This is a genomic window from Pararhizobium arenae (assembly GCF_001931685.1).
GTDB classification, from domain to species: Bacteria; Pseudomonadota; Alphaproteobacteria; order Rhizobiales; family Rhizobiaceae; genus Pararhizobium; species Pararhizobium arenae.
Genome location: NZ_MOOY01000003.1, coordinates 276,906 through 295,228 on the forward strand (window position 1 = coordinate 276,906; position 18,323 = coordinate 295,228).

An 18,323-nucleotide genomic window follows, 5' to 3' on the forward strand; every position below is an offset into this window, starting at 1 on the left:
GCGTCGGTTGCGGTGGGTATCGCTCTAAGCTATAATGTCTATTGCGAACATCGCGATTGGTGAATGTTGGAATGAAGCAGATCATCTATTCGCGGGAAGCCAGCAAAGCCCTTGCCCGTATGCAACCGCATCGTCAGGCCGCGATCTTGCGGAAACTTGAAGCGTATGCCCGCGGCGAAACCGTCGACATCAAGAAAATGGTCGGAACGCGACTCTTTCGCATCCGTGTCGGCGGTGACCGTGTCGTTATAGACGATAATGGGGTTGTTGTTTCTGTTGTCGAAGTCGGCCCACGCGGCAGTATCTATAAGGAATAAATCCAGATGGGTGACATTCAGAAATTGGTCATTGACGGAAAGAACTATGTCCTCCTCAGCGAAGAGGATTACGAGGACTTGATCGATGGCATACGGGCTGAGGCGATTATGGCAAGAATCGCGGCCGGCGAGGAAACGTGGCCACACTCCTTGATCGTGGAGCTGTCCGAGACCGACAGCCGCATCCGAACGTACCGAAACTATCGCGGCATGACGATTTCCGAACTTGCTGCAAAGGCCGGCATTTCCCAGCCCTACCTTTCCGAGATCGAGGCCAACAAGAAGACCGGCTCGGTCGATGTCCTCAAGCGCATCGCCGTCGTCCTCAAGGTCGATCTGGACGATCTCGTGGTCTGGGAACCCGGCGAAGAGTAGCCGCCTATTGCCGTCATCCTCGGCCCTGAGCCGAGGATCTGCCGGACGTTGAAAGGTCGCACGGCGGCAGATGCTCGGGACAGGCCCGAGCATGACGGCAATAGGTTTTTTGCCTTCCGCCTGTTCGACCGCGCCTCTCATCTCAATACGGCGCCTCGACCTTGCCCATCGCCACATACACCGTCTTCAGCTCCGAATAATGCTCCAGCGCGGCTGCCGAGTTCTCGCGGCCGAAGCCGGATTGCTTGGAGCCGCCGAAGGGGATTTCGACCGGGCAGAGATTATAGGTGTTGATCCAGAGCGTGCCGGCTTCCAGCTGGTCGACCACGCGATGGGCACGGGCAATATCGGCGGTGAAGACACCGGCCGAAAGGCCGAATTCGCTCGCATTGGCCCGGGCGATCACCTCTTCCTCGCCGTCGAAGTTGAGCACGCACATCACCGGCCCGAAGATCTCTTCGCGGGCGATCGTCATCGTGTCCGTGACATCGGAGAAGACGGTCGGCTGGATATAGGTGCCCTCGGAAGACACCGAGTTCGGAATGCCGCCGCCGGTGAGCAGCGTCGCGCCCTCGGCCTTGCCTTTGTCGACATAGGAGAAGACCGTCTCAAGCTGGGCGCGCGAAACCATCGGGCCGAGCTGCGTCGCCTCGTCCATGGGGTCGCCGATGACGATAGCTTCCGTCCGCTCCTTCAGTCGTGACAGGAACCTGTCCTTGATGCCCTTCTGCACGAAGACGCGGGTGCCGTTGGAGCACACCTGTCCCGTGGAATAGAAGTTGCCGAGCATCGCCCCGCCGATGGCGCTTTCGAGATCGGCGTCGTCGAAGACGATCAGCGGCGACTTGCCGCCGAGTTCCATCGTCACATGCTTCAGATGGCCGGCAGCGGCGGCCGCCACCTTGCGCCCGGTCGGTACCGAGCCGGTGAGCGACACCTTGGCGACATCGGGATGATTGACGAGCAGCGGCCCGGTTTCGCGGTCGCCCTGAATGACGTTGTAGAGCCCCTTCGGCAGGCCGGCTTCGATCAGGATCTCCGCGATCTTCAGGGCGCCGAGCGGCGTATTTTCCGATGGCTTGAAGACCATGGCATTGCCGGCGGCAAGCGCCGGTGCACCCTTCCAGCAGGCGATCTGCTGCGGATAGTTCCAGGCGCCGATACCCACACAGACCCCGAGCGGCACCCGCTTGGTATAGGCGAAATCGCCGCCGAGCGGGATGTAGTCGCCATTCAACGCTGTCGCGATCACGCCGCCGAAGAACTCGAAGCTGTCGGCGCCCGAGGTCGGGTCAGCGACGATGGTTTCCTGGATCGGCTTGCCGGTATCGAGCGTTTCCAGCTCGGAAAGTTCGCGGTTGCGCTCGCGCATGATGTCTGCGGCGCGCTTGAGGATACGGCCGCGGGCCGTCGGGCTCATCGCAGCCCATTCGCCTTGCGCGCGCTTGGCGGCGGCAATCGCCTTTTCGACGATGGCCGGTGTGGCGGCATGGAGTCGTGCAATCACCTCGCCGGTGGCGGGATAGATGCTTTCGAAGACAGTGCCGGCGGTATCCTCGACATAGTCGCCGTCGATGAAGTGGGAAGCTTTCGGTTGTGCGCGCATTATTTGGCTCTCAATTCTTCGTAGGACACCATGACATGCTCCTGAAACGCGGGGCGCTCTGTCAGCGCCTGATAGTAGCGTTCCAGAACAGGCCTAGGCCGGCGTTCGATATCGATGGTGAAGTAGCGATACAGCAGATGGCCGAACTGGATATCGGCCACGCTGAAATTTTCGCCGGCAAGATGTGCGTGGCGGGAAAGCTGGGCTTCGGCAATGTCGAGCTTGCCCTGCAGTGCCTTGACGGCGGCGGCAATCGCGGCCGGGTCCTGATCCTTTGGCGCGGTGCGGACGACGCGCCAGAAGATCGGCACGGTGAAGCTGGGCGAGAAGGTGACCTTCGCCCATTCCGCCCACTTATCGACCGGCGCACGCGCCACCGCATCCTTCGGCCAAAACCTGTCATCGCCGTAGCGGGTGGCGAGATAGCGGACGATCGCGCCGGCCTCCCACATCGGCTCCAAACCGTCATCGACAAGCACCGGCACAAGGCCGTTCGGGTTCATTGCCAGAAACTCCGGCGTATCGACGACGCCATAGGTAAAGCCGGCGTCGGTGCGCTCGTACTCAAGGCCGAGTTCGCCAAGGCACCACATCACCGACTGCACGTTGGACGACGATTTTCGTCCCCAGATCTTGATCATCGTGTCACTCCCCGCGTGGATAGCGTTTAGATTCTTCGAGGTTGTCGAGGTTCATGTGGTTGCGCATGTAGCGCTCCGAGGCCTTCTGCAGCGGCTGGTGATCCCAGGGATAATAGGAGCCGTTGCGCAGCGCCTCGTAGACCACCCAGCGCCGTGCCTGGCTTTCGCGCACGGCGGCGTCGAAGGCTTCCATGTCCCAGCGCGCATCGCGCATTTCCTGGAAGGCGCGCAGCGTCGGCGCGTGCGCCGGCACGCCGGCAACATTGGTAAGCTCCAGCGGGTCGGCGTCGAGGTCGAAGAGCTGGTCGGGATCAAGCTCGCAGTGGATGTATTTCCATTTGCCTTCGCGGATGCAGACGAGAGGCGCATAGGAGCCTTCCGCCGCATATTCCATGATGACGGGCGAGGTCCGCTCTTCGCCGTTGATCACCGGTACGAGACTTTCGCCATCCGTCCACGGCATGATCTCGTCCATCGAGATGCCGGCGAGATCACAGAGCGTCGGCAGGATATCGAGGTTGGAAACCGGCGCGAGATGGAGGGCAGGCGTAACGCCCGGACCGGCGACCATCAGCGGCACGCGGGCCGAGCCCTCGAAGAAGTTCATCTTGAACCACAGGCCGCGCTCGCCGAGCATGTCACCGTGGTCGGAGCAGAACAGGATGATCGTGTCCTCCAGCATGCGCGTGCGCGTCAGCGTGTCGATCAGCTCGCCCACCTTCTCGTCCAGATAGGAGATATTGGCGAAATAGGCGCGGCGCGAGCGGCGGATGTTGTCTTCCGTCACCGTAAAGTTTTGATAGTCGCAGGAATGGATGAGCCGCTGAGAATGCGGGTCCTGCTCGGCGAGCGGGATATCGCCGACGTCCGGCAGCAGGTGCTCGCAATTCTCATAGAGATCCCAGAACTTCTTGCGCGCCACATAGGGATCGTGGGGATGCGTGAACGAGACGGTCAGCGCCCAGGGGCGACGGGCGTCATCGTCCTGCTCGCGCGAAAGCTGGTAAAGCTTCTGGTTGGCGAGAAAGGCGACTTCGTCGTCATATTCCATCTGGTTGGTGATTTCGGCCACGCCGGCGCCGGTGACGGAGCCGAGATTGTGATACCACCAGTCGATGCGCTCGCCGGGCTTGCGGTAATCCGGCGTCCAGCCGAAATCGGCCGGATAAATGTCGGTCGTCAGCCGCTCTTCGAAACCGTGAAGCTGGTCCGGCCCGACGAAGTGCATCTTGCCGGACAGCGCCGTGTAATAGCCGGCGCGGCGCAGGTGATGCGCATAGGTCGGGATCGACGAGACATATTCCGCGGCATTGTCATAAACGCGCGTGCGGCTCGGCAATTGCCCGGCCATCATAGAGGCGCGGGCCGGCGCGCAGAGCGGCGAGGAGGTATAGTTGTTGCGAAAGCGCGCCGAACGCTTCGCCAGCGCCTTCATGTGCGGCGCATGCAGGAACTCCGCCGGACCATCGGGAAACAACTTTCCGTTCAGCTGGTCGACCATGATGATGAGAATATTGGGTCGCCCAGTGGTCATGCGGCATGTCCTTTGTCAGTATCGGTCAGGCTGGAAAGCGCCTGGAGATTGAGCGTGATGTAATCGTCGGTGAGGCGCATCGAGGCTTCTGCGGTCACGGGCGAGGAGCCGAGCGCACGGCGAATATAAAGCCCGTCGATCATCGCCGCTGTCCCCTCTGCGATGCGGTGTGCGTCGTCTGCGGAACAGAGCCGCTTGAGGCTATCGACCAGATTGGAATGCAGCCGCCGGGCATAGATCACCAAAAGCCGCCGTGTCGCTTCCGAACGTTGCGCTTCAGAATAGAAGGCGAGCCATGCGGCGATGGTTTCCGGCGCGAACTGATCGGCCTGGAAGCTGACGCGGATGATCGCCGAGATGCGGTCGCGGGGAAGCTCCGCCGCCTGCAATGCCCGCACCGTGTCTTGCCGCAGCTGGCGCAGCAGGAAGCGGATGGTCTCCGTCAGCAGCTGTTCCTTGGAGCCGAAATAATGATGGGCAAGGGCAGGGGAGACGCCGGCCTTGCGGGCGATATCCGACATGGTGACGGACAATGTGCCCTGATCGCCGATCACCTGTAGTGCGGCATCCACCAACGCCCGGCGGCGCACCGGCTCCATTCCGATCTTCGGCATGCGTTTTCCCCTTGATTGCATGTCATGTTATTTTTGATTGACCCATCAATCAATAAAAAACTTCGCGAAACCGGATGAGGTTTTCCACTTCCCTTATGGGTTGAAATGCGCCTTTATCTCTGCGTTCGCAGAGGGAGTTTTCGCATGGCCTTGGATCTGGTTGCCAAAGAAAGTTTGACCCGGAAGTGGGCATGGTTCGTCGCGCTCGGCGTGCTGCTCGTCATGGGTGGCGGCATCGCGCTCGCCAATCTTTTCGCAGCGACGGTGGTCTCCGTCTACTATGTCGGGGTCGTCATGCTCGTGGCCGGCTTGCTTCAGCTTGGCCATGCCTTCCGCGTCAAGGACTGGAAAAGCGTGCTTTATTGGGGGCTTGCCGGCGGTTGCTACACGCTGGCCGGTATCTTCGCCTTCATAAACCCGCTGCTCACCTCCGCCGTGCTGACGTTGATCATGAGCGCGGCTTTGCTGGTTGCCGGCGTTTTCCGCATCTGGTCCGGCTTTGCGCTCAGGCCAATCAAGGGCTGGGGCTGGATCGCGCTTGGCGGTCTCGTCACCTTCCTCGCCGGCCTGATCATTTTCGCCGGCTGGCCGGTCAACAGCCTCTGGATTCTGGGCCTGTTCCTGGCGATCGATATCACCATGCAGGGGCTGGCGCTGATCGCCTTCGGCGTGTTGGCGAAATCTTGAAAATCGGCCCGACGGTGCACCGGTCGCCGGGTGAATCATCTTTTCATCAGCTTGTTCTAAATTGTTGAAATCCTAAGTTGTTCTGGCCGCCATCCTTGACTGATGGCAGGCCCTTCCGCTGTCGTGAAAGCTTCACAAAACTTTCATGCCCCGGAAAGCTTTCATTGACGTTTCAGCTCGAATGTCAAACTACGCCGCGCTGGCAAAAGGCGAGGCACAATGATCGTTTGTCCGGAGATTTCATGTCTGCCGCCGCTGCCGCCGAAATGTTGTCGCTTCGCCGTTTTGGCGATGACCAGATCGTCACGCTTGCCAAATTGGTGATCGAGAACGCCTTCCAGCCCATCGTCGAAGCAGGCACCGGTGCGGTGTTCGGCTATGAGACGCTGATGCGCGGCTTCGAGCGGCTCGGCTTCGAGTCCCCGCTGGAGCTGCTGGACCGCGCTGAAGCGACCGGCCAGCTCATGCCGCTGGAGCACATGATCAACAGCCGTGCCTTTGCCGGTTTCGCCGGTCTGCCGGAATTTTCCTCCCGCACCCTGTTCGTCAATTTCGACGCCCGGCTGATCGGCATGGAGGGCGATATCGTCGAGCGCCTCGGCAGCCACCTGAAGCGCTCCGATATCCCGCCGTCCTCCATCTGTTTCGAGCTTTCCGAGCGTTTCGACAATCTGCGCATGCCGGCTTTTGCCGATCTCATCAAGCGGCTCAGGCTCGCCGGTTTCAAGCTGGCGCTCGATGATTTCGGTGTCGGCTTCAACGGCCTGAAGCTGCTCTGCGACCAGCCGGTCGATTACGTGAAGATCGACCGCCATTTCATCTCCGGCATCGACGCAAGCCCGCGCAAGCGCCATCTGGTGCGCCATGTCGTCAGCACCGCCCATGCGCTCGGCACCCGCGTCGTCGCGGAAGGCGTGGAGACGGAGGCGGAGTTTTCCACCTGTCGCGATCTCGGCTGCGATCTGGTGCAGGGCTATTTCGTCGCGCGCCCCACCGTGCATTTCGCGGAACTGCAGCCATCCTATCCGCATCTGGTGCAGACCGCGGAAGTGCGCCGCCCTTCCGCCTCCATCGACAGCATCCTCATCCGCAAGCAGATCGAGCAGGTGCCGGCCGTCAACGAGGCAAGCGGGCTGGACAGCGTCTTCGAGCTGTTCCGCAAATCGCCGCAGCGCAGCTTTTTCCCGGTGCTGAACGCCAATGGCGAGCCGCGCGGCGTGCTGCACGAATATCATGTGAAGGAGATGATCTATCATCCCTTCGGCCGCGACCTCCTGAAGAACCACATCTACCAGCGCCACATCGCCCATTTCGTCAGCCCTGCGCCGATTGCCGATCTCGAAACCCCGGCTGAGGAAATGCTGAAGATCTTTGCCGGCATGGATGGCAGCGATTGCGTTATCCTGACTGAGAACATGCGCTACGCCGGCATCCTCTCGGCCTCGTCGCTCCTGAAGATCATCAACGAAAAGCAGCTGAAGCTCGCCCAGGAGCAGAACCCGCTGACCGGCCTGCCGGGCAATCGCGCGATCCGCGATTACGTGCAGGAAGCCGTGCTCGACGAGGATGAAACGCGCTATTTCTGCTATTGCGATTTCGACAGCTTCAAGCCGTTCAACGATTATTACGGCTTCCAGAAGGGCGATGTCGCCATTTCGCTGTTTGCCGCGCTGATGCGCCGCCATTTCATCGGCGAGGAGAAGTTCCTGGGCCATGTCGGCGGCGACGATTTCTTCATCGGCGTGCGCGGCTGGACAAGAGCGGAACTGGAGGAGGTGCTGACCCGCATTCTCGAGGAATTCCGCGCCGATATCCGCCAGCATTATTCCGCCGAACATCAGGCCGCCGGCTACATGACCGGCCACGGCCGCAGCGGCGAAACAACATACTTTCCCCTGATGCGCTGCTCGATTGCCGTTCTCGAACTGCCGGAGGGACTTGTTTTCTCGGATGCGCTTGCCGTCAGCGCCCGCATCGCCGAAATCAAGTCGCTCGCCAAGGAGAGCGATGATGGACTGGTTTTCGGGACGTTTGGGCACGGGGCTGAATAGTTTTTAAGCCGGCATGTGCCCGCGGACCTACCCCCCTCTGCCCTGTCGGGCATCTCCCCCTCAAGGGGGGAGATCGGCTGGAGGTCACCTCTCGCCCACCATCTTCTATGGAGCGGATGAGGGAAAAGAATGATCTCCCCCCTTGAGGAGGAGATGTCACGAAGTGACAGAGGGGGGTATCGCAACCGTCGTCACCAATCCTGTTCCACAAAACGAAACGAGCCGGAGCCCGTCATGGACCCCGGCTCGTCCTGCATGATCCCAAAGCGTCTTAGCCGCGATCGGGTACGCTCATGCGCGAGAACGTCGGCGCGCTCACTGCAAGATGGTCACAGCGGTTGCCTGATGCTTCTTGCCCACCATGTCGTAGGCGATCTTGACCTTTTCTCCGATCTTCAAGCCGGGGTTCTTGAAGTTCGCGGGCAGCAGGTAATGCGACCCGTCCTTGAGGGTGAGCGTCATCGTCTTGGCGTCGAAGGCCTTGACGGTGCCGGTCGTCATCGTGGCGGCAAAGGCAGCCGACGACAGGGTAATGGCGGAGAGAACGGTAAGAGAAGTCAGAAGAGCACGCATCGGTGTCGTCCTTGAATGGTCCGGGTATGGACCGGTAACAGCGAAACCGTCCCGAAACGTCGAGTCGCGGCCAAGAGGGGGAGGAGCCGCCGGCGTTTCCCGGTTTCGAGGTGAAAGCTATACCCGCGCGTCAAACCGTTCAAATTAAAGAAGTTTAATTTTCCAGCCGGCGTTTCGGACGCAATTTTGCCGTGGTGCAGCGCAGCAACGCATGCTTCGCGCGGGTTTCGCCGCAATGGTTAAGGGCAGCGCCTCGCTCCCGCTTCTCCCCTTGTGGGAGAAGGTGGCGCAACGCGCCGGATGAGGGGGCTGCTTGCTCGGAATTCGCGGCAAAGACCCCCTCATCTGTCCTTCGGACATCTTCTCCCACAAGGGGAGAAGAGGGCGCGCGCCGCTGAAATCACGCCTCTAGGAAGCGTACATCATCAGCGCTAGATATCTGCGGACATATGCGAATACCAGCCGAAAGGACTTGCCCGTGACGCTTCCCACAGAGATGACCTATGTCGCCCTGCCATCGCCCGGCGGTCCGGAAAACATGGTGATGGCCAGGGGGCCGCTGCCCGCGCCTGGCTCCGGCGAAATCCTCGTGCGCGTCGAGGCGGCCGGCGTCAACCGGCCGGATATCCAGCAGCGCAAGGGTCTTTACCCGCCGCCGCCCGGCGCCAGCCCGGTCATGGGGCTGGAAGTCGCGGGCGAGGTCGTCGCGCTCGGCGAGGATGTCGAGGGCTTTGCGATCGGAGACCGCGTCTGCGGCCTGGCCAATGGCGGCGGCTATGCCGAGTTCTGCGCCATCCCGGCCGCCCAGACCTTGCGCTGGCCCCATGGCTATGACGCCGCCCGCGCCGCCGTTCTTCCCGAAACCTTCTTCACCGTCTGGGCGAACGTCTTCCAGATGGCGGAGCTCGTGGAAGGCGAAACCTTCCTCGTCCATGGTGGCACCAGCGGCATCGGCACCACCGCCATCCAGATCGCCAACGCTTTTGGCGCCCGCGTTTTTGCGACCGCTGGTACTGCGGAAAAATGCAAGGCCTGCGTGGAACTCGGCGCCGCGCGTGCGATCAACTACAAGGAAGAAGACTTCAAGGCTGTCGTCCTGGAGGAGACATCAGGCAAGGGCGTCGACGTCATCCTCGACATGGTCGGCGGCTCCTATTTCTCCCGCAATGTCACCAGCCTTGCGAAAGACGGCCGCCTCGCGATCATCGCCGTTCAGGGCGGCACCAAGGTCGAGAATTTCGACGTCCTGCCGATCATGACCAAGCGGCTGCGGCTGATGGGCTCGACGCTGCGCCCGCGCACTGCTGCTGAAAAACAGGCGATCCGCGACGATCTCGAAGACAATGTCTGGCCGCTTCTCGACGCCGGCGAAATCGCCCCTGTTATGCACGCGATCGTGCCTTTTGCCGAGGTTGCGGAAGCGCACAGGCTGATGGAGGCGGGCGATCATATCGGCAAGATCGTGCTGACGATGTGAGGCGGTTTTTCGGAGGGGGTGCCAATCCAATTGCCCCTTGCCACCCTTTTGCTAAAGGGCAGGAAAAATAACAGGCCGCAGATCAAAGGCGAATTGTCCTTCCGCCTTTGGTTGTCATAATTGCGAATAGAAACAGCGGATTAAAAGCGAATTGCTTTTTCTAAATTTTATAGGTAGTTCCTGACTTATTCGCAACAGGAAGTAGAAAACATGGCGTGGAGATTTCCAACATCGGTTTCAGGTTCGGGAACTCAAATCGATCTCGGCGATGGGGTTGGTGATCTTTATGTAGCGCCGCAGGTGTTCATTGCGTCCACGAGCGGTATCGCTGTTTACGGTAATGGCAGCAACCATGAGGTCCGCGTTTACGGAACTGTAGCATCGGCATCTGGTGCGATTTTGTTAGGGAACGGTACAACCGACAGCGGCAACCGCATACTGATCGAGAATGGAGCACGCGTAGATTCGATCTCTTCTTCAGCCATCACTGTCAGGGGAGTGGAAGCGGAGATTACTAACCGCGGAGTGATCACTGGCCACTATGGGGCACATTTCGATACGTACGGCTATTTACACTCAAATCTTTTCAACGCTGGTAAGATCGAGGCAGATAACTTTGGAGTGTACCATACCGGAAACGAGACCTTGAATGTTTCAAATACAGGTTTGATATCGGCCGAAAATTTCGCCTTTTACTCTGAAAACATCGCGATTGATAACCTCACAAATACGGGCACCATAAACGGTGACGTGAGCTTGGGAGATGGTGAAGACACTTTCGACAGTCGGGTTGGCAGCTTAACCGGTGTTGCAAATGGAGGGGAGGGTGATGACACGCTCTATGCCGGCGCCGGCAACAACTCGCTTCTTGGAGGCGCAGGGTACGATATCCTTGCCGGGGGTGCCGGGGCCGACCGTATTGATGGTGGTGCAGACACCGACACCGTAACGTACTTCTATGCTACCACTGGCGTGACCGTTAGCCTCACGACGCCCTCAACGAATAAAGGCGACGCTGCCGGCGACACGTTCGTTTCAATCCAGAATATCAGCGGTTCCGGATTTAACGATATACTCACCGGCAACTCGGTTGCGAATAAAATCAATGGCAACGGCGGGAACGACGTCATCCGAGGGTACGCCGGAAACGATACGTTAACGGGGGCGAGCGGGAAGGATACCTTTATATTTCATACAGCTCTTAGCGCCATGACCAACGTCGACAAGATCAGCGACTTTAGCGCGGTTTATGATACGATCCAGTTGGAGAATGGCATTTTTACCGCTCTAACCGCGACTGGAGCGCTCTCCGCAGCGGCGTTTCGTGCGAATGGCACCGGTATTGCCGGAGACGTTACCGATAGAATTATCTATGAAACCGATACCGGTAAGCTCTTCTATGATCGGGACGGCTCAGGATCCTCATATGACGGCGTACTGTTCGCGACGCTGGTGAGTAAGCCGACAATATCAAGTTCGGATTTCATCGTCATTTAAAGAGCTTCCGTTTATAGGTTGGCGGTCGCTGGAATTAGAACGCTTTGGCTAAAGGGGGCTCGCTACGATCAGCGGCGGGACCTTTTTCTATTGCCACCCCCGGATAGCGCGAGCTTGCCCCCCCCCCCCCCTTGCATTCCNTGCATTCCTGTCACAAAGGACTACCTTTCTCCTATGTTCAACGTAATGAAAGGAAGGTGATCCAATGTCTAATGAGATTTCGGCTCTCGTGGCTGGCATGGAAATCGTGTTGAGCGAAACGAGGCAGCCCTCGTTCTGATCCCCGCCTTCCTTCGGGTGGCGTCAGCTGTCCGGGTCTGTCACAGGCCAAAACTCATGGAAAGGGTCGCCTCGCGCGACCCTTTTTACGTTTCGGGGAGCAAGCCTCAAATTCCCACCCTTCCGATCGCCGGTATCTTCAGCCCCGGCCGGGCCACGTCGATCCCCGCCACCAGCCCCATGAAATGTACCTCGAAGCCGCTGCGCAGGCCCATCGAGACGCCCAGCAGCCCGTAGAGCGTCGCGTGCAGGTCGCGCGCGTCGGCATCGATGTGAAACAGCTTGCCCTCCGGCAGGTAGTCGCGCCCCACCGCATCCGGCGGCAGCACCGCGTCGAGTTCCGGCACGGAGCGCAGCACATGTGCGACGAAGGTGTTGGAGTTCGGGCCGGGCCAGATGCGATAGGCGCCCGGCGTGGCATAGGGGTAGGACTGGATCGCCTGCTCGACCTTCGGGATCAGCCGGCTTGCCGCATCGCCCTTGATGCTCACCACCATATGCGGCGTGTTCGAATACCAGCGGGCATCGGCCGGATAGCCGTTGCGGCGGATGGGCGATCCCCAGCCAACCTTGTCGTAGCGATTGTAGGTGGTATCGCCCGCCGCCTTGGTGACGATCCAGGAATGGCTCGCGACTGCGCCCTTCATGCCGCCGGTTGCGGCGGAAAAGACGTAGATCGCCGCTTCCTGGTTCGCGTCGGCCTTCGGAAGGATGCCGGCGGACGACCAGTCCGCTTCCCGCCAACTGCCCGGCCTTTCCTTGACATACCACCAGCCGGCAGAGGCAAGCGCCGGCAACAGGTAGACGATGAGAATGGCAAGCAGCAGGCGTTTGATGAATGTCATGAGCAAGTCCGTGAAAAGACAATGTTGGACGGATGGCAATCGTGGGATATGACGCATTCGAACTTGGAATTTTTGAGGGCAAAGCATGTCGAACCCCGTAACTGTCGAAGTCACTCGCGGCGCGCTGGTGGAAAGCCGCCATCGCGGCATGGTCATTGCGGTCGATGGCGACGGCAAGACCGTGTTTTCGCTGGGTGATGTCGAGGCAAACGTCTTCCCGCGCTCGGCCTGCAAGGTCATGCAGGCGTTGCCGCTGATGGAAACGGGCGCCGCCGATGCCTATGGCTTCGGCGCGAAGGAGCTGGCGCTCGCCTGTTCCTCGCACAATGGCGAACCCGAACACGTCGCCCTAGCCGCAAAAATGCTCGCCGCTGCCGGCCGGGATGTCGAGACGCTGGAGTGCGGAGCGCACTGGTCCTCCAGCCAGAAGACGCTGATCGATCAGGCTCGCAGCCTTGATCGGCCGACCGCGCTGCACAACAACTGCTCGGGAAAACATGCCGGTTTCGTCTGTGCCGTCTGCCACGATGGCGGCGATCCGAAGGGCTACGTCACCTACGGCCACCCGCTGCAGCGCGATATCCGCGGCACCATGGAGGCGCTGACCGGGGGTGTTCTCGGGCACGACAATTGCGGCACCGACGGCTGCTCGATCCCGACCTATGCCGTGCCGCTCAAGGGGCTCGCCCATGGTTTTGCACGGATGGCGACGGGTGCCGGCCTTGAGCCGCAGCGCGCCCGTGCTTCGAAGCGCCTGATCGAAGCCTGCATGGCCGAGCCATTTTATGTTGCCGGCACCGGCCGCGCCTGCACCAGGCTCATGCAGCTTGCTCCGGGCCGCATCTTCGCCAAGACCGGGGCCGAAGGCGTATTCTGCGCGGCGATCCCGGAAAAGGGCATCGGCATCGCGCTCAAATGCGAGGACGGCACCACCCGTGCCGCCGAAGCCATGGTCGCCGCCACGCTCGCCCGCTTCTTCAAGGACGAGCCCGACCTTCACGCCTCACTGCGCGGCATGGCCGATCATGCCATGCACAACTGGAACGGCCTGTTCGTCGGCGATATCAGGGTAACGGACGCCTTCGCCTGAACGGCCGGGCCTGCGGGGCGGCCGGCTTCCGCATCGTGGTCGGTGACAAAGGTCCGCGGGAAGGGAAGGTCTCCCAGTTCGCGGGTGTCCATGCGGGCGATATCGGGATGATCGAGAAGATCGGCCGCCGGGACGGTGTCGTTCCGTACACTCTTCTGTCTTGAGAAAAACTTTAGCATCGGATCTGCTTCCCTGTTGTCAGGGTGCTATAATCGGCTTGTTCCAGCGCATTCTCAATTGAGATTGCCGGCATTCTGATATAGTTTTTCTATATGAAAAATTTGAATGTAATCCATCTGAACGGCCTTCGTGCCGTGGAGGTCGCAGGCCGGCTGGGCTCGCTGCAGGCCGCGGCCGATGAACTGGGCGTCACCATCGGCGCCGTCAGCCAGCAGATCATCAAGACGGAAAGGCAGCTCGGCCGCACGCTGTTCACGCGCACCCCGCGCGGGCTTGTGGCTAGCGAGTTCGCGGACCGTTTCCTCCCGCGGCTTCAGGCCGGCTTCGAGATCCTCGATCAGGCGGTCGGGGCGGCCCGCAAGCGCGACGAAGGCATCCTCACCATCTCCGTCGCTCCGGTTTTCGCCGCCCGCTGGCTGGTGGCGCGGCTCGATCGTTTCGCCAGGCATCACCCGGATATCCAGCTGCGCATCGATGCGACCACGAGGCTGGTCAGCATGGAAACCTCCGATGTCGATATCGGCATCCGCGTCGGGCGGGGCGACTGGCCGGGCGTGCATGCCGAGCTGCTGCTGGCGCAGGAGGTGTTTCCCGTCTGCTCTCCGGGCATGGCGCGCCAGTTGGCAAAGCCCGAGGACATCCTGAATTTCCCCGCTGTCATCGACGGTCACTCGATGTTTTCCTGGGAGACCTGGTTTCGGGAAGCCGGGCTTTCCGGGCGCACCATGGGCGAACGCCATGTCTTCAACGAAGCCTCGATCTGTCTCGACGCGGCCATTGCCGGGCAGGGGCCGATGCTTGCCTGGCAGACGCTGGCGGGCGACAGCCTCATCGAGGGGCGGCTCGTCGCTCCCTTCAAGATCAGGGCGCGCAGCGGCTTCGGCCATTATTTCGTGACCGCGCCCGATCGGCGCGAGACGGCAACGGTCAGGGCCTTCAAGGCCTGGGTGCGCGCCGAGATTGCCGAGAGCATGAAGCGTATCGACGCCCTCTGAGAAGCCTTGGCCTGGATAAAAAACGCGGCAGCATCAAGGTGTTCCATCCGGAACTGCGCGGCTGCCGGCTTCCCGCCATAGTAAAGCCATGACGCGGCAGGCAGGCCGCAAAACCATGGAGGCGAAGATGGCGACGTTCAATGGCGGCTGGGGCAAGGACCGGATGTACGGCAACAACAAGACCACCGACTGGGGCGGTCGCAACGACGATATGTTCGGACATGAAGACGATGACACGATGTACGGCATGCGCGGCAACGATCGCCTCTTCGGCGGTCAGGGTAACGACACGCTGGTCGGTGGCGAAGGCAACGACGACCTCTTCGGCGACGGCGGCAACGACACGCTGATCTATGAACGCGGCAACGACACGTTCAACGGCGGCTCCGGCACCGACACGCTGCAATTCCGCGAAATTCTCTTCGTGACCGGAAGTTTCGATTCGGTGTCGTCGGTCATCACCTTCGGCATGGGAAAGGGCATCGACTACAATGTTGCAAGCGGCGCGGTGCGCCATGTCGGCGGCGACAGCCTCGGCACGTTGTCCCTGAGCTCCGTCGAAAAGCTGACCTTCACCGCGCATAACGATATCGTCACCAACAACGGCGTCGGCCGTACGATCGAAACCTTCGGCGGCAGCGACAAGGTTCGCGGCGGCAGCGGCGCGGAAACCATCAAGCTCGGCGACGGCCAGGATTTCGTCGATGCGGGCCGTGGCAATGATACGCTGCTCGGCGGCGCGGGCACCGACGAAATCTCGTTTGCATCGTGGAACGATGCGGCCGTCCCGGCCGGTGGCTCCCTGTCGACGCTGATTTCGTTGCAGTCTCCCTTTGCCGGGCCCGGTCAGGCCAGCCTCGTTTCGAAGAACGCCCAGGGCGTCAGCACCGTCGTCGAAAAGGATGTTCTGTCCGGCTTCGAGAATGTGACGGGCACGACGTTCAACGACACCATCACCGGCAGCGATGTCGCAAACCGGTTGGTCGGCGAAGAGGGCGACGACGTGCTGTCCGGCCGCGGCGGCAATGACACCCTGACCGGTGGCGCCGGCAATGACCGCGTTGTCGGCGGCGCAGGGGCCGATGTCATGGCGGGCGGCGCGGGCAACGACACGCTCGATTATGCGACCTCCGCCGCCGGCGTGAATGTCAGCCTGCAAAACGGTCAGGCTTTCGGCGGCGATGCGCAGGGCGACAGCTTCTCCAGCTTCGAAAACATCACCGGTTCGGGTCTTGCCGACGAACTGAAGGGCAGCATCCGCGCCAACACCCTCAAGGGCGGGGCAGGCGGCGATACCATCGATGGCCTCTTCGGCAACGACACGATCGACGGTGGCTTGGGCCGGGACTTCCTCACCGGCGGCATGGGCAAGGACACGCTGACCGGCGGCGCCGGCAATGACGATTTCATCTTCAACGCCACGGCCGAGAGCCGGGGCAGCTCCACAGACCTGATCACGGATTTCCTGCGCGGCAGCGACCGCATCGACGTCTCGGCGATCGATGCCATCCTCGGCAATGCCGGAAACGACAATTTCACCGCGTTCAATCCGGTCTTCGTCCAGCCGCTGCCAGGCGACCCGCCGCCGCTCCCGGTCACCGCCGCCGCCGGCACGCTGGTCCTGACGGCCGACTTGTTTGACCGCAACGGCGACGGCACCGACGAAAGTTTCCTGAATACGGTCTCAGGCCATGTCGATGCGGACAATCAGGCGGACTTCGTGTTCCAGGTGGTGACCTCCTTCGAAAGCGGCATCCTCACCGGCTCGGATTTCCTGCTGTAACGGAAGTCGTCTTGCTTGATTTCGGCAGCCTCACGAAATGTCGCGGGCCGAAATCTGCCGAGTATCCCAATAATGGTCCTGTTCTCGGATCGATTGAAACGTAAACTGCAAATCAGACTGAATATTACGCAAAAATTTCAGGGAAGATATTATGGGCGTTACGGTCAACGGCAACGATAGTGCCAACGAAATCATTCAGGGAAACCGACCGCAGATCATCATAAACGCACGCGGCGGCAATGACGTTATTGTCCTCAATCTTGTCGGCAATCTCGGCGGCGACAACTTCGTCGATGCCGGCAGCGGTGATGACGTGGTGGACAATCGTGTCGAAGGCGGAAACGAGATCCGTCTTGGCGCCAACAACGATACCTATGTCGGGCAGGGCTTTGCCTTCACGACGGAAGGTTTCGATGTCGTCTTCGGCGGCACCGGCAATGACACTATGGCGGTTACCACCTTCAACAGCCGGTATTTCGGCGAGGGGGACAACGACACGTTCATCTCCGAAGGCTGGCAGAATGTTTTTGACGGCGGCTCGGGAACCGACACGCTGAGCTACGAGCTGCGCGACGAAAGCAATACGCTCGGCGGCACCGGCGTCGAGGTCGATCTTGCCCAGGGTTTCGCGATCACCGGCAACAATCGCTTCGAGGATTTCGTAAGCATCGAAAATGCCACCGGAACCAACGTCCGCGACGAATTGTTCGGCTCGTCTGTCGCCAATGTTCTGAAAGGCCGGGATGGAAACGATCAGCTCGTCGGTCGCGCCGGCAACGACACGCTCGACGGTGGTGCGGGGGCCGACGAAATGGTCGGCGGCGCCGGCAACGATACGTACCTTGTCCAGAACGCGGGCGATATCGTCGATGAGCTGAACGATGGCGGCAGCGGCATCGATACGGTCAAGTCTTCGATCAGCTTCAGTCTGGCGCAGAGTTCGCGCGTGGGCGGCGTGGTCGAGAAGCTGACCCTGGTCGGCACCGGCGCGATCAATGCCACCGGCAACAGCAGCGCCAACGTGCTGACCGGCAATTCCGCCGGCAACACGCTCGATGGCGCAACCGGCGCCGACACGATGATCGGCGGCGCCGGCAACGATACCTATGTCGTGCAGGACACCGGCGATATCGTCAACGAAACGGCCAGCGGCGGGGCGGGCACGGATACTGTCAAATCCTCGATCAGCTTCAGCCTTGCGGCCAGCAGCAAGGTGATCGGCACCTTCGAGAAGCTGGTGCTGACCGGCACGTCCGCGATCAACGGCACCGGCAATGGCAGCGCAAACGCGATGACAGGCAACAATGCCATCAACACGCTGAACGGCGCGGCTGGTGACGACCTGATCAATGGCGGACTGGGCAATGACGTCCTGATCGGCGGTTCGGGCAAGGACAAGTTCATTTTCAAGACGACGCTCGGCGCCTCGACCAATGTCGACCGGATCACGGATTTCAACGTTGCCGACGACACCATACAGATCGAAAACGCTGTTTTCACTGCCATCGGGGCGGCGGGCCCCTTGAGCGCCTCGAAGTTCGTCAAGAACACCACCGGTCTCGCTGGCGACAACGACGACCGGATCATCTATGAGACCGATACCGGCAAGCTGTTCTACGACAGCAACGGCAAGGCGAGTGGCGGCTCCGTGCATTTCGCCACCATCGGCTCCAATCTTTCCGTCACCGCCTCGGATTTTCTGATCGTTTGAGGCCGTGTTGGCGGGCCGGGTGCGGGCGCCGTGCGTCCCACCCGTTTACGCTGGCAAAGCGGTTCCTA

Annotated in this window: 16 protein-coding genes; 10 read left to right on the forward strand and 6 right to left on the reverse strand. The window is 60.8% G+C overall.

All coding sequences use genetic code 11. The features are described from left to right. Positions 1 to 71: 71 nt before the first annotated feature. Positions 72 to 317 carry a type II toxin-antitoxin system RelE family toxin gene (locus BLX89_RS07870; RefSeq protein WP_075290108.1) on the forward strand — a complete coding sequence of 82 codons (246 nt, stop codon included), beginning with the start codon at positions 72 to 74 and terminating at the stop codon, positions 315 to 317. Positions 318 to 323: 6 nt separating this feature from the next. Continuing rightward, positions 324 to 692, forward strand: a complete 369-nt coding sequence (locus BLX89_RS07875) for a helix-turn-helix domain-containing protein (protein ID WP_075290109.1) — start codon at positions 324 to 326, stop codon at positions 690 to 692. Between the two features lie 142 nt (positions 693 to 834). On the opposite strand, the gene betB is transcribed toward BLX89_RS07875, so the two are convergent. Genes betB through betI form a run of 4 tightly spaced genes read right to left on the reverse strand, consistent with a single transcriptional unit; the run spans position 835 to position 5,087 of the window. Next, positions 835 to 2,298 carry a betaine-aldehyde dehydrogenase gene (betB, locus tag BLX89_RS07880; protein ID WP_075290110.1) on the reverse strand — a complete coding sequence of 488 codons (1,464 nt, stop codon included), beginning with the start codon at positions 2,296 to 2,298 and terminating at the stop codon, positions 835 to 837. After that, a complete protein-coding gene (locus BLX89_RS07885) occupies positions 2,298 to 2,939 on the reverse strand; it encodes a glutathione S-transferase family protein (protein WP_075290111.1) in 642 nt (213 codons plus the stop codon). The genes betB and BLX89_RS07885 overlap by 1 nt, the downstream gene beginning before the upstream one ends. Before the next feature lie 4 nt (positions 2,940 to 2,943). Then, positions 2,944 to 4,473 (reverse strand): choline-sulfatase, encoded by a 1,530-nt coding sequence (betC, locus tag BLX89_RS07890; RefSeq protein ID WP_075290112.1) that lies wholly within the window; start codon positions 4,471 to 4,473, stop codon positions 2,944 to 2,946. After that, positions 4,470 to 5,087, reverse strand: coding sequence for a transcriptional regulator BetI (gene betI, locus BLX89_RS07895; protein ID WP_075290113.1), 618 nt, complete (start codon positions 5,085 to 5,087; stop codon positions 4,470 to 4,472). Before betI ends, betC begins: the two co-directional genes overlap by 4 nt. A gap of 144 nt (positions 5,088 to 5,231) precedes the next feature. Between betI and BLX89_RS07900 the strand changes: the two genes are divergently transcribed. Next, positions 5,232 to 5,774, forward strand: coding sequence for an HdeD family acid-resistance protein (locus BLX89_RS07900; RefSeq protein WP_075290114.1), 543 nt, complete (start codon positions 5,232 to 5,234; stop codon positions 5,772 to 5,774). A 242-nt stretch (positions 5,775 to 6,016) separates the two neighbouring features. Beyond that, positions 6,017 to 7,825, forward strand: a complete 1,809-nt coding sequence (locus tag BLX89_RS07905) for a bifunctional diguanylate cyclase/phosphodiesterase (protein ID WP_075290115.1) — start codon at positions 6,017 to 6,019, stop codon at positions 7,823 to 7,825. Between the two features lie 315 nt (positions 7,826 to 8,140). Here the strand turns inward: BLX89_RS07905 and BLX89_RS07910 are convergent, their stop codons facing one another. Further along, positions 8,141 to 8,398, reverse strand: coding sequence for a DUF1344 domain-containing protein (locus BLX89_RS07910; protein WP_075290116.1), 258 nt, complete (start codon positions 8,396 to 8,398; stop codon positions 8,141 to 8,143). A gap of 478 nt (positions 8,399 to 8,876) precedes the next feature. On the opposite strand from BLX89_RS07910, the gene BLX89_RS07915 reads away from it, so the two are divergent. Both BLX89_RS07915 and BLX89_RS07920 read left to right on the forward strand, forming a co-directional pair. After that, positions 8,877 to 9,875 (forward strand): NAD(P)H-quinone oxidoreductase, encoded by a 999-nt coding sequence (locus tag BLX89_RS07915; protein WP_075290117.1) that lies wholly within the window; start codon positions 8,877 to 8,879, stop codon positions 9,873 to 9,875. 210 nt (positions 9,876 to 10,085) lie between these two features. Then, on the forward strand, positions 10,086 to 11,372 hold the full coding sequence (locus BLX89_RS07920) for a calcium-binding protein (protein ID WP_075290118.1): 1,287 nt from the start codon (positions 10,086 to 10,088) through the stop codon (positions 11,370 to 11,372). Positions 11,373 to 11,758: 386 nt separating this feature from the next. Here the strand turns inward: BLX89_RS07920 and BLX89_RS07925 are convergent, their stop codons facing one another. After that, entirely contained in the window at positions 11,759 to 12,496 is a 738-nt protein-coding gene (locus BLX89_RS07925; RefSeq protein ID WP_075290119.1) for a DUF3750 domain-containing protein, read from the reverse strand. 85 nt (positions 12,497 to 12,581) lie between these two features. On the opposite strand from BLX89_RS07925, the gene BLX89_RS07930 reads away from it, so the two are divergent. The 4 genes from BLX89_RS07930 (at position 12,582) to BLX89_RS07960 (ending at position 18,255) form a co-directional block, all read left to right on the forward strand. Further along, on the forward strand, positions 12,582 to 13,586 hold the full coding sequence (locus tag BLX89_RS07930; protein ID WP_075290120.1) for an asparaginase: 1,005 nt from the start codon (positions 12,582 to 12,584) through the stop codon (positions 13,584 to 13,586). A 272-nt stretch (positions 13,587 to 13,858) separates the two neighbouring features. Further along, positions 13,859 to 14,761 carry a LysR substrate-binding domain-containing protein gene (locus BLX89_RS07935; protein ID WP_075290121.1) on the forward strand — a complete coding sequence of 301 codons (903 nt, stop codon included), beginning with the start codon at positions 13,859 to 13,861 and terminating at the stop codon, positions 14,759 to 14,761. Between the two features lie 127 nt (positions 14,762 to 14,888). Beyond that, positions 14,889 to 16,544: a calcium-binding protein gene (locus tag BLX89_RS23885; protein WP_158025942.1), complete on the forward strand. Its 1,656-nt coding sequence runs from the start codon at positions 14,889 to 14,891 to the stop codon at positions 16,542 to 16,544. 151 nt (positions 16,545 to 16,695) lie between these two features. Further along, positions 16,696 to 18,255 carry a calcium-binding protein gene (locus tag BLX89_RS07960; RefSeq protein WP_075290122.1) on the forward strand — a complete coding sequence of 520 codons (1,560 nt, stop codon included), beginning with the start codon at positions 16,696 to 16,698 and terminating at the stop codon, positions 18,253 to 18,255. The last annotated feature ends 68 nt before the right edge of the window (positions 18,256 to 18,323 follow it).